This window comes from Methylobacterium sp. WL19 (genome assembly GCF_008040005.1).
GTDB lineage: Bacteria > Pseudomonadota > Alphaproteobacteria > Rhizobiales > Beijerinckiaceae > Methylobacterium > Methylobacterium bullatum.
The window spans coordinates 1-13189 of record NZ_VRVC01000032.1; the positions used below are offsets into that span (position 1 = coordinate 1).

The window sequence follows — 13189 nt, forward strand, 5'->3', positions numbered from 1 at the left end:
GCGGCGGCGGTGCGCGCGGGCACGCCCATCTCGGCGTGCTGCAGGCCCTGGACGAGGCCGGCTGCGCTCCCGACTTCGTCGGCGGCACCAGCATGGGGGCCGTCGTCGCCGCGAGCCTCGCCATGGGGTGGAGCATCGAGCGGATCCGCGCGCGGACCCTCGACTTCTTCGTCGGGCACAATCCCCTCAACGACTACACGCTGCCCTATCACGCGCTGACCCGCGGGGCGAAGGTCGATGCGGGCTTGGCCGCGTGGTTCGGCGGCGCGCGGATCGAGGAGCTCTGGCTCCCTTTCCTGTGCGTCTCCTCGAACCTGACGACGGGCTCGGCGATGGTCCATCGCTCCGGCGACCTGCCGGGGGCGTTGCGCGCCAGCATCGCGATTCCGGGCCTGCTCCCGCCGGTCTGCACCGAGGAGGGTGTGCTGGTGGACGGTGGGATGATGAACAACCTGCCGGCCGACGTGATGGCCGGTCTGGAGCGGGGGCCGGTGCTCGCCATCGATGTCGGCAGCGACCGCGCCTTCGGCGACATGCCGGCGCGCTCCTGGCGCGGCCGCATGATCCGGCGGATGCTCGGTGTCCCCGATGCCATGCCGGGCATCGCGCCCCTGCTGTTGCGGGCGGCGACGGTCTCGGGGGACGCGCAATCGATGATGGCGGTGGGCCACGCCGCCGCCCTGCTCAAGCCGCCCCTCGCCGGCATCGACCTGCGGGCGTGGTCGAGCTTCGAGGCGATCGCCGAGATCGGCTACCGGCATACACATGAGGCACTCGCACAGGGCCGGTTGCGGGGATGGACGGAGGGCGACGGCCTGCGGCGGACATGAGCGCCGCTGGGAAGAACGGTGCGCAGGCGCACGCGCCCGGAGGCTCGGCATGTAACCCTTGGGTGCGCCGCAGCGATTGCCTTGCATCGCAACCGACGCATCGAGGACGTACCGCCATGAAGGTACTGATCGCCGCCACGGCCCTCACAGGGCACATTACCCCGCTCCTCGCCGCCGGCCGGCTTCTCGCCGCACGCGGGGACAGCGTCGTCATGACCACCGCAGAGGAGTTCCGGACAAAGATCGAGGCCACGGGCCTGCGCTTCGCGCCCATCGACGACGGCCATGCCGCGGAATACCGCGAGACCAGCCTGCCCGCAGGGCCCGAGCGCTACCGGCGCGAGTTCGCGCGGCGCTTCATCGACCCGATCCCAGTCCAGTTCGAGGCCCTGAGCCGGCTCGTCGAGGCGGAGCGGCCTGACGTGATCGTCGCCGGAAGCCTGTTCCTCGGCGTGCTGCCCCTGCTGCTCGGCTCCCGGCCGCGTCCGCCCATCGTCGTCCTGAACGTCAGCTTCCTGTTCCTCGACAGGCCCGACGACGCACCGGTCGGCCTCGGCCTGCCCCCGGCCCGGAACGCGGACGAGCGGGCCCGATACGCATTGCTGAAGGCCGGCATGGACGCCGCCTTCGTCGATCCCGTGCGTGCCTATGCGGATGCGCAACTGGCTCGGCTCGGCCTGCCGCCCCTGCCGGCATCGCTTCCGCATTCCATCGCCATTCTCCCGGACCTGTTCCTCCAGCCGACCGTCCCCGAGTTCGAGTACGATTACGGGACGCTGCCGCCCAATCTTCGCTTCACCGGCCTGCTGCCGGTTCCCCCGACACATGCGCCGCTTCCGGATTGGTGGCGTGCCCGCGACGTGACCAAGCGTGTCGTCCTGGTCACCCAAGGGACCCTGGCCAACGCGGATTTCGGCGAACTGATCGAGCCGACCTTGGCGGCCCTGGCGGATCGCGACGACCTTCTCGTGGTCGCGACCACCGGCGGTCGCCCGGTCGAAGCCCTGAGCGGGCCTCTGCCCGGCAATGCCCGGGTCGCGCCGTTCCTTCCGTTCGACGCGATGCTTCCGGACATCAGCCTCCTCGTCACGAACGGAGGATACGGCAGCGTCTCGCAGGCGCTCGCGGCCGGGGTGCCCCTCGTCTCGGCGGGGCTGACCGAGGACAAGGCGGAGATCGGCGCGCGCATCGGCTGGTCGGGCGCTGGCTTCAACCTCGCGACCAATAATCCGACGGCCCGCGCACTCCGCGAGGCGATCGATACGGTGCTCGGGCAACCCCACTTCCGGGCGCGGGCCGCGTCCCTCGCGCGGGCCTTCGCGGGACTGGATTCGGGTCGGGCCGTTCTCGCCGGGATCGACGACGTAGTTCGGGGCGGGCCGATCGTCCGGGGGATCGCCGCATGACCGCGATATCGATTTCCGGCCGCCCCCGGACCGCATCGGTCCAAGATCGCCCGCACGATGCCAGGGCACGAACGCCCCGGATGATCGCGTTCGCCGCCACCCTCGTGCTCGCCGCGACGACCGGCCTGCCCATGAGATCCGTCGCCAACCTGATGCCGCAGGCGGACGACCGCGACGATCCGTTCCTCGGCATCTGACGAGTAGCGAGGCATCGCCATGACCCATCCCACCGAGACCGCTTCGAGCACGACGACTCCACTGCGCGTCGTGGTCGATCTCAACCGATGCCAGGGCTACGCGCAATGCTGCTACGCGGCGCCCGGCGCCTTCGAGGTCCGGGGACACGAGATCCTGTTCTACGACCCCGCGCCACCCCGCGCCCGACGAGGCGAGATCGAGCGGGCGGTGCAGGCCTGCCCCGTCCGCGCCATCAGCCTGCAGGCCGATGACGGAGAGACGCCGTGAGTGCCGCCGCAGATGCCGGCATCGTCGTCGTCGGCGCGTCGCTGGCCGGCCTTCGCGGGGCGGAGGCCCTGCGCCGAAACGGCTATGCGGGTCGGCTCACCCTCATCGGCGACGAGCCGCATCGCCCCTACGACCGGCCGCCGCTGTCGAAGCACGTCCTGTCCGGCGAATTGGCGCCAGACGCGACGGAACTGCCACTGCTCGTCGCCCTCGACGCAGATTGGCGATTGGGCCACGCGGCAGTCGGTCTCGATCGCGTCGCGCGGACCATCCGCCTCGCGGACGGGGCGGTGCTCGCCTACGACAGGCTGCTCATCACCACGGGCGCCCAGGCGCGCCCCTGGCCGGCCGCGTCGAGCGGCGCCCTCGCCAATATCTTCACCCTGCGCGGCCGGGACGATGCCGCGCACTTGCGGGCAGCGTTGGCCCGGGGCCCGCGCCGTGTCCTCATCGTCGGTGCCGGCCTGATCGGCTGCGAGGCGGCCTCCTGCTGCCGCGATCTCGGCCTGCCCGTCACCCTGCTCGATCCCAATCCGACGCCGCTCGCCCGATCCCTCGGCACCTGGATCGGCGGCGTGATCGCAGAATGCCTGAAGGATTCCGGCGTTGCGTTTCATCCGAGCGCACGGGTGCTCCGCTTCGAGGGCGATGCGTCAGGACGCGTGGTTCGCGCCGATCTCGCGGACGGGCGTACCATCGAGGCCGACCTCGTCATCGTGGCGCTCGGCGCGACCCGGGCCACGGACTGGCTGCGTGATGCGGGCCTGATGGCGGATGCCGGCGGGGTGACCTGCGACGGCGCCTGCCGCGTCCTCGCCGCCGATGGCACGACCTGCCCCGACATCTACGCCGCCGGCGACGTGGCACGCTGGCCGAACCCGCTCTATGGCGGCCGGCTGGTCTCGGTGGAGCATTGGGGCAATGCCGTCGCGCAGGGCGCGCATGCGGCGCGCAACATGGTGGCGCCGGCCGAAGACCAGCATGGCTACGACCATCTCCCGGCGTTCTGGTCGAGCCAGTTCGGGATCAACATCAAGGCCGTGGGCCTGAGCGAGGGCGCGGATTCGGTGGCGATCGTACAGGGTTCGCGCGCATCGCGACGCTTCCTCGCCGTCTACGGCCGTGCCGGCCGCAGCATCGCCGCCGTGTCGTTCGACCAGGCCCGCTGGCTCCCGGCCTATGCCGAGGCGATCATGGCCGGCAGCCCCTACCCACCGATCCGCGATGCCAGCGACCAGGGCCGGTTCGCCACCAGGGAGCCCGGCTTCCCGCCACCGCGCGCCGCTTCCCACGCCGACGAGGCCCGTCATGTCTGAAGACACGCTGTTTTCCGAGGTGCTGAACCCGGCCAATCGCGCGGATCCCTATCCGATCTATGCGCGGCTGCGCGAGAACCCGGTCTCGCCTCAGCGCGACGGCATCGTCGTGGTGAGCACGCATGCAGCGATCCGCAGCCTGATCTTCGATCCGCGCCTCAGCTCCGAGGATCTGCCTCCGTCCCACCGCCCCCGCACCGGCAATCCCCTGAAGGACTGGCTCCTCAATCCGATCAAGGACCGCATCGCCACCGCGCACCGCCCGCTGATCTTCCGCGATCCGCCCGATCACGACACCCTGCGCAGCGTCGTCATGCGGGAATTCACGGTGGCGCGGGTGCTGGCGCTGAAGCAGCGCGTCGTCCGCGACGTGGACGCGCTGATCGATGCCTGCCGGGGACGCGACGAAGTCTGCCTCGTGGAGGACCTGTCCTATCCGCTGCCCGTCGCGGTGATCTGCGACATGCTGGGCGTACCCGAGGTGGACGAACCGCAATTCCAGCGCTGGGCGACGCAACTCGCCACCGCCCTGGAGCCCGATGCCCGCCATGACGAGGCCAGCCGCCACAAAACGGTCGCCGCTTTCGATGCGATCTCCGGCTACATGCGCGCCTTGATCCGCGAGAAGCGCCGGCGGCCGGGGCCCGACATGCTCAGTGCTCTCGCCAATCCGATCACCACCAAGCCCGGCCCCGGCGGCAAGGCCGCGATGGGCGATTTCGACCTCATCTCGACGGCGATCCTGCTGCTGGTGGCGGGCCATGAGACGACGGTGAACCTGATCACCAACGGTATGCTCACCTTGCTGCGCCACCCCCATGAACTGGACCGGCTGCGCGCCGATCCCGAGCGCGCGCCGCGTGTCATCGAGGAGCTGCTCCGCTACGAGCCGCCCGTGCACTTTAGGACCCGCAAGGCGCTGGGTACCATCGAGATCGCGGGGCACACCATCCGCAAGGGCGCGCCGGTCATCCTGCTCTTCGCCGCGGCGAACCGCGACCCCGCCCGTTTCGCCGATCCGGACCGCTTCGATCCGGATCGGGAGGACGTCCAGCATTTCGGTTTCGGCGGCGGTCTGCACTATTGTATGGGGGCGCCGCTCGCCCGTATCGAGGCCGAGATCGCCCTGGTGGCCCTCAGCCGCCGACTGATCGCGCCGCGATTACTGTCCGATCCGCCGCCCTACCGGCCAGGCGCCTCACTACGTGGTCCCGAGAGGCTCGGCATCGGGATCAACGGAATTGCCGCTCGTTCAACATAGAAAATTCGGCCGAAACCAAATTTTTCATCGTCTGCTTCTTCAAATAATCTACCGGAAGCAGACCGTTGCAAAACCACCCAACCAGGACATTGCCATCGCTGAAAACAGTCGGTCGGTCTGGCCTCTCTGATCACCCGATACACCTGCATACGAGATCGCCGGACAGCCACCCGATCGACGACACCGACAGCGCCAGGACCGATCCCGGCCGCGCGCCGATGCCTTGAGAACCTGGGCCGAGGCGATCCTGCCCCAGCTCTGCGGCCCCTCGGACCTGGCCAAGGCGTTCCACTACATGCTGAGCCGCTGGCGGGCGCTGCCCCGAGTGTTCGACGACGGGCGTATCGGGCTCGACAACAACCCGGCCGAGCGGGCGCTGAGCGGCGTCGCGGTCGGGCGCAAGAACTACCTCTTCGCTGGCACGGATCGGGGCGCCGAGCGGGCGGCCGCCTTTTACACCCTGATCGAAACGGCCAAGCTGAACGGCCTCGACACCGAAGCCTACCTGCGGGACGTCCTCACCCGCATCGCCGAATATCCGGCCCGACGCCTCGGCGACCTGCTGCCGTGGAATTGGGGCCCGTTTACGGCCCTCGATCAGGCCGCCTGACCCAATAGTCTTCCCACCGAGCGCTTACACTACAACGCAAGCGGGGAAATGACTGCAACACCCTGGTAGCTATGTGGTTGCTAGCCTTTTTTCGAAGGCTAGCAACCGGCAGCTAAATCGTTGTGATTGTTGGTGAGCGCGCTGGGACTCGAACCCAGGACCTACAGATTAAAAGTCCGTTGCTCTACCAGCTGAGCTACGCGCTCGCTTGCTCAGAAGGGCCTGGCTCGATGACGATCGGGCCGGCTGTCGTGAGAAGCGTGGCTCGCAATAGGGGGTTGGGTCGAAGGGGTCAACCGGCCAGATTCGCGCTGGCGCGCTCGGCCTCTGCGCGAGCCCAGGCCTCGCGAGTCTCGCCGGCGAAATCCGCAAGGCGGCCCGCCGCGATCGCCCCCCGCATTCCGGACATCAGATCCTGGTAATAGGACAGATTGTTCCAAGTGAGCAGCATCATGCCCAGGATCTCGTCGGTGCGCACGAGATGGTGGAGGTAGGCGCGGGAATAGTCGCGCGCCGCCGGGCAGGCGGAGGTCTCGTCGAGGGGGCGGGTATCCTCGGCGAACCGGGCATTGCGCAGGTTGATCCGTCCAAAGCGGGTATAGGCGAGGCCGTGGCGGCCGGCGCGGGTCGGCATCACGCAGTCGAACATGTCGATGCCGCGTGCCACCGATCGCATGAGATCGTCGGGCGTGCCGACGCCCATGAGATAGCGCGGCTTGTCCCTGGGCAGATGCGGCTCCACCGTCTCGATCATCGCCAGCATCACCGCCTGTGGCTCGCCCACGGCGAGGCCACCGATGGCGTAGCCCTTGAGGTCGAGATCGACGAGGCCCCTGGCGCTCTCGACGCGCAGGTCCGCCAAGTCGCCGCCCTGGACGATGCCGAACATCGCCTTGCCCGGCTGCTCGCCGAACTGAAGCCGGCAGCGCTCGGCCCAGCGCAGGGACAATCGCATCGCGCTCTCGATGGCCGGCCGCTCGGCGGGGAGCCGCACGCATTCATCGAGCTGCATCTGGATGTCGGAGCCGAGGAGCCCCTGGATCTCGATGCTGCGCTCCGGGCTCATGTGGTGGGCCGAGCCGTCCACATGCGAGCGGAAAGTGACGCCCTGCTCGTCGAGTTTCCTCAAGGCGGAGAGAGACATCACCTGGAAACCGCCGGAATCGGTGAGGATCGGGTGCGGCCAGTTCATGAAATGGTGGAGGCCGCCGAGTCGCTCCATGCGCTCGGGGCCGGGACGCAGCATCAGGTGGTAGGTGTTGCCGAGCACCACGTCGGCGCCGAGGTCGCGAACCTGGCCCGGATACATCGCCTTGACGGTGGCCGCCGTCCCCACCGGCATGAAGGCCGGTGTACGGATCGTCCCGCGCGGCATCGAGATCGCCCCGGTGCGGGCCTGCCCGTCGGTGGCGTCGACGCGGAATGTGAAATGCTCGGAAGCGTTGCTGCGAAGGGAGGGAGTCTCGGACATGGGCATGGTGTTTAGAGCATCGGCCGGAAAAGTGGATGCCGGTTCTCCGCAAAAGCCGATGCGGGAGGACGTGCGCTCGTGACCGGAAGTATCGGCGCCAGACGGGTCGCCCCGTGCCGGGGCGGTGGTCGTCGATCCGGGCACTGGCCCACAGCACATTCAAGGAGTATCGGAGATCCGCCAACCACCCGGACATTCCGACTAGGTTTCCTCAAAACGAGGACTCCTCCAGAAGAGGGCTCTTCCGCGCGGCCGGCTCACCATATGATCGCGAGGTCTATCGATGCTCCTAGGACTCTGGCTCGATCAGCCGATCTGGCTGATGATCGTCATTCTCGCCTCACTATTTGCGACAGTCTCGATTGTCCTGGTCGTCCTGACGAACGTCCCCTACACCCGGACCCATCTGCTCAACAACGTCGGCGGCATCGTCGCGTCGTTCTTCAGCTCGATCGGAATTCTCCTCGCCCTGCTGACCGGTTTCGTGGCGAACGATGCCTGGGAGCGGCAGGGCAAGGCGTCGCGCATCGTTCAGACGGAGCGGGCCAACCTGATCGCCGCCTATGATCTCAGCGAGGCCACGGTCTCGGACATGTCCGACATTCAGAAGGCGCTGCTCGCCTATGCGGATGCGGTCATCGCCGACGAGTTCCCCAAGATGGGAACGAAGACGCCCTATTCCAGCGAGGCGGGGGCGGCGCTCAGCAGGCTCATGAAGATGGTGGCCGACCCGGTTCAGACCAGCGCATCCGGTGTCGTCGCTCATACCGCCCTGATGACCACGGTCATGAACCTGCGGGAGGCGCGCGGCGAGCGGCTGGCCCTGAGCGCGAGCGAGAGCGACGATTCGAAGTGGATGACGTTGCTGTTTCTCTGCACTCTGACGCTGATCTCAATCGGCATCGTCCACGTCGACAAGCCGCGCGCTCAGGTCATCACGCTCGTCATCTTCTCCACGGCGATGGTCGGGACGCTGTCGGTCATCGCGCTCCACGAGCGCCCCTTCGACGGCCCTTTCGCCCTCGGTCCCGCGGCCTTCGAGCGCGCCAAGAGCATGATGACGACCCATATGGAATGACCCTCCGATCGATGGGGGAGGCGGGGCGCCGCCAGGGACGTTCACTTGGATGGTGCGGGAAACAGCAGGCTCGAATCCCCATACGAGTAGAACCGATAGCCGCCCTCGACGGCATGCGCATAGGCCGCCCGCATCGTCTCCAAGCCCGAGAAGGCAGAGACCAGCATGAACAGGGTCGAGCGCGGCAGGTGGAAGTTGGTCATCAGCGCGTCCACGGCACGGATTCGGGTGCCCGGCGTGATGAAGATGTCGGTGGGGCCGGCAAAGGCGCGAAGCCGGCCGTCTCCGTCCGCCGCGCTTTCGAGAAGGCGCAGGGCCGTGGTCCCGACCGCGACGATGCGACCGCCCGCGGCGCGCATGGCATTGAGCGCCTCGGCCGTCGCCTGATCGAGGAGGCCGATCTCGGCATGCATGCGGTGGTCGTCGGTGTCATCGGCCTTGACGGGGAGGAAGGTGCCCGCACCCACATGCAGGGTCACGCTGTGACGCGCGATCCCGGCGGCGTCGATGCGGGCGAGGAGGTCGTCGGTAAAGTGCAGGCCCGCGGTGGGGGCGGCCACGGCTCCGGCCTCGCGGGCGTACACCGTCTGGTAATCCACCGTGTCCCGCGCGTCGGTGCTACGCTTGCCCGCGATGTAGGGCGGCAGCGGCAGCTCGCCGACAAGCGCGATGGCCTCGTCTAGGGCAGGGCCGGAGAGCTCGAAGCGCAGCACGATCTCGCCCCCCGCCCCCTTCTCCGCGATGGTGGCGTCGAGGAGGCCGAGGGTGCAGGCGTCGCCTTCGCCATCCCGTCCGAAGCGGACCCTGTCGCCGACGGCGAGGCGCTTGCCCGGCCTGGCGAAGGCGCGCCAGCATTCGGGTGCTTCGCGTAGGTGGAGCATCGCCTCCATGCGAAGGCCCGGCGAACCGGGGCGATGGCGGATGCCGCGAAGCCGGGCCGGGATCACGCGAGTGTCGTTGAAGACGAGGGCATCGCCCGGTCTCAGCAGATCGGCGAGGTCGCGCACGGCGCGGTCCTCCAGCGCCTCGCCGGGACGGACCACGAGCAGTCGCCCGGCATCGCGAGGCTGCGGCGGCCTGAGGGCGATGCTCGCTTCGGGCAGATCGAAATCGAAGAGGTCGACGCGCATCGCGCGCCAACAGCACGGTTCCTGGCCCGGGATCAATGGCCGATGACAGCCTTCCAGCCCGATGACGGTGCGAAGGAATGTTGTGGCGCAGGCGGAAGCCGCAGGACGGAGAGGGGCCAACAATGCGTGGCCTGCATGGCTCGTGCTTCTTTGCGTGCCAACAACCTTCACACGCGCCGCATTGTTACAGATCTACGTTGAAAACAACCTTGACCACCCCGAGGCAAATCGGCGTGGTCTCCAAGCAATCTTGCTCCAATGCGGTTCGTTTGATGATTGAAAACCTCAAGAATGGCGCGACCAACATCAAGGTTCCGCGCCGTCGGGTCACGTTGGACTCGCAGTTGATGTCCTATTGGGAGCGCGAAGCCCGGCGTCTCGACGTGATGGCGGCCAATGCCCGCTGGGGGTGGATGGCCCGGACTTATGCGCGCAAGGCCGAGCGGGCACGAGCCCAGGGCGCACGCAGCGCCGCGCGCGAAGCGGAGCGTCGGGCGGGTGCGGCGCCCGGTCCGCAGGAGGGTGAGCCCCAGACATAGCCACGACTAAACCCTTCACCGGTGGGTTCAACCTTTGCCGTGGCCTTCCCGGCGGGGATGATCGTATGGGCGGGGCCGCCTAGCGCCACGCCCTGCTCCTTTACCCGGCGGGCCCGTCACGGATCGGCACCGGAAATGGACCGCACCCAGAAAGCCGCCCTCGCGAGCGCCGGAATCGGCGCTTTCGTGATGGCGCTCAAATTCGCCGCCTATTGGCTCACCGGCAGTCTCGCGCTCTATTCCGACGCGCTGGAGAGCATCATCAACGTGGCGGCGGCGGCCTTCGCCTTCATTGCCTTGCGTGTGGCCGCTGCGCCCGCCGACGACGACCACCAGTTCGGGCACCACAAGGCCGAGTACTTTTCGGCCGTGATCGAGGGCGCCCTCATCATCGTGGCGGCGATCCTCATCCTGCGTGAATCCTATTACGGTCTCCTCGCCCCGAAGCCCCTCGATGCGCCGATTCTGGGCCTGGCCGTCAGCGCGATTGGCACGGCCATCAACGGCGCCTGGGCCGTCGCGCTTCTGAGTCGCGGCAGGGCGTGGCGGTCGCCCGCCCTGGTCGCCGATGCGCGTCATGTGATGTCGGACGTGGTCACTTCGGGCGGGGTCCTGATCGGCGTCGCCCTGGTGGCCGTCACCGGAACCCTGATCCTCGACCCGCTCATCGCCGGCCTCGTCGCCCTGAACATCCTGTGGTCGGGCTGGACCATGGTGCGCGATTCCGTGAGCGGCCTCCTCGACAAGGCGGCGCCCGCCGAGATGGTGACCCAGATCCGCACGTTGATCTCGGATCACGGGGAGGGCGCCCTGGAGGCGCACGACGTGCGCACGCGCCATGCAGGGCAGGCGACCTTCATCGACTTCCACCTCGTGGTGCCCGGCGAGATGACCGTGAAGGACTCGCACGACATCTGCGACCGTCTGGAAAGTGCCATCGAGAGCGCCATCGAGGGGGCCGTCGTCGTCATCCACGTGGAGCCGGCCGAGCATGCCAAGGGACGCGGCGTGCCGGTGGTGTAGGGGGCGAGCCCCCCGGAATCCGGCAGGAATCCACCGCCACGCGCACCGTCGTTCGAGCGTCATCCGACCCCCCTAATGTCCGCCACGCCCGGTGATTTGACGTCCGCCCGACCGCGGACGCGTCCGGCCGAGGATGAGACCGCATGACCGCCCATTCCGTCGCGACCGGCACCACGCAGACGGGCCGTATCACCCTGGCCGGCGCGGACACCCTGCAGGTGGACGGAACCCTTTCTGTCTCCGCAAACGCTCAGTCCGTGCGCTTCACCTCCGCCCCCGACGGCGCCGAGATCCACAATGACGGCCTGATCGAGAACACCACCGACGGCGGCCGGGCGATCCGCTTCGAGAGCGGAATCGGCGCGACCCTGACCGCGACGATCGACAATGGCGGCACCATCCGCTCCGACGACGACGCCGTGCAGATCCAGTCCGGCACCGTCGCCGCCGGCACGCTCACGATCGTCACGGAAGCCGACTCCACCATCGTCTCCGCCGAAGGCCAGGCCCTCGACCTCGCCGCGACCACGGGCGCGTTCCTCGCCGAGATCGACAATGCGGGATCGCTGCTGGCGCTGGCAGCCGACGGCGTGAAGATCGGGGCGACCGTCGATCTCGTCAATAGCGGCACCATCCAGGGCGGCTCGGCCGCCGGCTACGTTCAGGGCGTCGACGGCGTCCAGTTCGAGGACGGGGCGAGCGGGGCGAGCGGGGCGATCCGCAACGCGGCCGGCGGCGCCATCCTCGGCGACCGCCACGGAATCAATATGGGCGAGGACAGCCTCGTCACGGTGACCAACGAGGCCGGTGCCCGCATCATCGGCGGCAACGGCTCCGGGATCGGCTCCGACGGCACCGCGACCGTGATCAATCACGGGATCATCACGGGCTCCTTTGCCGATGCGGCCAATTCCGACGTCAACGGCGCGACGCCCGGTGCCGAGGACGGCGGCGGCCCGGACGGCATCAACGATGGCGACGGCGACGGGATCGACATCGATTTCCGTGCGACGATCGAGAACCACGGAACCATTCGCGGCCTCGGTGCCGGCGGCACGGGCTCCGACGGCCTGCCCAACACGGCGGAGGGCATCGCGGCGGGCGGCGGCGACATCGTCAACCTGGCCGGCGCGCGGATCTACGGCGCCGGCCTCGGCATCCTGATCGACGACTCGTCGCAGGGGGACGCGCCCTTCGTGACGAGCATCGACAATGCGGGGCTCATCCAGGGCGGCTCGGGCATCGCGATCAGAATCGTCAGCGCGCTCGACGACGTGGTCGTCAATGCGGGCCGCATCCTCGGCGGGGGCGGCACCGCGATCCAGTTCGGCTCCGGCGACAACACCCTGGCCATCGAGACGGGCTCGGCCATCCGCGGCCTGAGCCTGGGCGGCGACGGCACCGACACCCTCGACTATTCGGAGTTCGGCGCGTCGGCGCGCGCGCTGTTCGAGAGCGGCCGGGCCACGGGCACCGGCGGCGTCTCCGGCTTCGAGATCGTGAAAGGCTCGGCCTTCGCCGATTCCATGAGGGGCGATGCCGGGGCCAACCAGTTCCTCGGCGGCGCGGGCGACGACCGCCTGTTCGGCGGCGATGGTGACGATATCCTGACCGGCGGCACGGGGACGGATGTCCTGCGCGGCGATGCCGGGGCCGACGCCTTCGTGTTCGATGTCGTGCCGCCGGCCGGCGAAAAGGACCGGATCGTCGATTTCAGCCACGGCGAGGACAGGCTCGTCCTCAATGCGGGCGTCTTCACGGCCCTGACCGCCGGCCAGCTGACGGACGAGGCCTTCGCCCTCGGCGCCGCGACCACGGAAGACCACCGCATCGTCTACGACGCGGCCAAGGGCCATCTCTACTACGACGCGGACGGCTCCGGCGGCGCCCAGGATGCCATCCTGCTGGCGACCCTCCTCGACAAGCCGGCGCTCACCGCCTCGGACGTGCTGGTGGTCTGACACGGGCAGCGGGCGCGGGGTTCGAGGAATCTTCCCCAAAGCGGGCCTTGGCCACAGGCCCGTCGGCCTCTGCGCCCGGCGCGCGCCCGCGGCTCCACC

11 protein-coding genes, 1 tRNA gene and 1 pseudogene are annotated in these 13189 nt (G+C 68.7%); 10 read left to right on the forward strand and 3 right to left on the reverse strand.

Going from position 1 to position 13189, the window contains the following annotated elements; translation table 11 throughout:
• From FV220_RS08750 to FV220_RS08775, 6 genes and pseudogenes are all read left to right on the forward strand, one after another.
• On the forward strand, positions 1–830 hold an 830-nt coding region (locus FV220_RS08750; RefSeq protein WP_147830781.1), incomplete at its 5' end, for a patatin-like phospholipase family protein.
• A gap of 116 nt (positions 831–946) precedes the next feature.
• Positions 947–2236 (forward strand): nucleotide disphospho-sugar-binding domain-containing protein, encoded by a 1290-nt coding sequence (locus FV220_RS08755; protein ID WP_147830783.1) that lies wholly within the window; start codon positions 947–949, stop codon positions 2234–2236.
• Between the two features lie 258 nt (positions 2237–2494).
• On the forward strand, positions 2495–2701 hold the full coding sequence (locus tag FV220_RS08760; RefSeq protein WP_056453122.1) for a ferredoxin: 207 nt from the start codon (positions 2495–2497) through the stop codon (positions 2699–2701).
• Positions 2698–4017, forward strand: coding sequence for an FAD-dependent oxidoreductase (locus tag FV220_RS08765; protein WP_147830785.1), 1320 nt, complete (start codon positions 2698–2700; stop codon positions 4015–4017). Before FV220_RS08760 ends, FV220_RS08765 begins: the two co-directional genes overlap by 4 nt.
• Positions 4010–5278, forward strand: coding sequence for a cytochrome P450 (locus tag FV220_RS08770; RefSeq protein ID WP_147830787.1), 1269 nt, complete (start codon positions 4010–4012; stop codon positions 5276–5278). The genes FV220_RS08765 and FV220_RS08770 overlap by 8 nt, the downstream gene beginning before the upstream one ends.
• 151 nt (positions 5279–5429) lie before the next feature.
• Positions 5430–5888 (forward strand): annotated as a pseudogene (locus tag FV220_RS08775) (transposase); the annotation flags it as partial.
• Between the two features lie 130 nt (positions 5889–6018).
• Here the strand turns inward: FV220_RS08775 and FV220_RS08780 are convergent.
• Positions 6019–6094 (reverse strand) — tRNA-Lys (locus FV220_RS08780).
• Between the two features lie 86 nt (positions 6095–6180).
• Positions 6181–7359 carry a tRNA guanosine(34) transglycosylase Tgt gene (gene tgt / locus FV220_RS08785; RefSeq protein WP_018043987.1) on the reverse strand — a complete coding sequence of 393 codons (1179 nt, stop codon included), beginning with the start codon at positions 7357–7359 and terminating at the stop codon, positions 6181–6183.
• A gap of 283 nt (positions 7360–7642) precedes the next feature.
• Between tgt and FV220_RS08790 the strand changes: the two genes are divergently transcribed.
• Positions 7643–8437: a DUF4239 domain-containing protein gene (locus tag FV220_RS08790; protein ID WP_056142283.1), complete on the forward strand. Its 795-nt coding sequence runs from the start codon at positions 7643–7645 to the stop codon at positions 8435–8437.
• A gap of 41 nt (positions 8438–8478) precedes the next feature.
• Here the strand turns inward: FV220_RS08790 and queA are convergent, their stop codons facing one another.
• The gene (queA, locus tag FV220_RS08795; RefSeq protein ID WP_056142280.1) at positions 8479–9567 is read right to left on the reverse strand and encodes a tRNA preQ1(34) S-adenosylmethionine ribosyltransferase-isomerase QueA; all 1089 of its coding nucleotides are present in this window, start codon (positions 9565–9567) and stop codon (positions 8479–8481) included.
• 272 nt (positions 9568–9839) lie between these two features.
• On the opposite strand from queA, the gene FV220_RS08800 reads away from it, so the two are divergent.
• From FV220_RS08800 to FV220_RS08810, 3 genes are all read left to right on the forward strand, one after another.
• On the forward strand, positions 9840–10106 hold the full coding sequence (locus FV220_RS08800; RefSeq protein WP_051074403.1) for a hypothetical protein: 267 nt from the start codon (positions 9840–9842) through the stop codon (positions 10104–10106).
• A 135-nt stretch (positions 10107–10241) separates the two neighbouring features.
• Positions 10242–11129: a cation diffusion facilitator family transporter gene (locus tag FV220_RS08805; protein WP_056142277.1), complete on the forward strand. Its 888-nt coding sequence runs from the start codon at positions 10242–10244 to the stop codon at positions 11127–11129.
• Between the two features lie 143 nt (positions 11130–11272).
• Positions 11273–13090, forward strand: coding sequence for a hypothetical protein (locus tag FV220_RS08810; RefSeq protein ID WP_147830790.1), 1818 nt, complete (start codon positions 11273–11275; stop codon positions 13088–13090).
• The last annotated feature ends 99 nt before the right edge of the window (positions 13091–13189 follow it).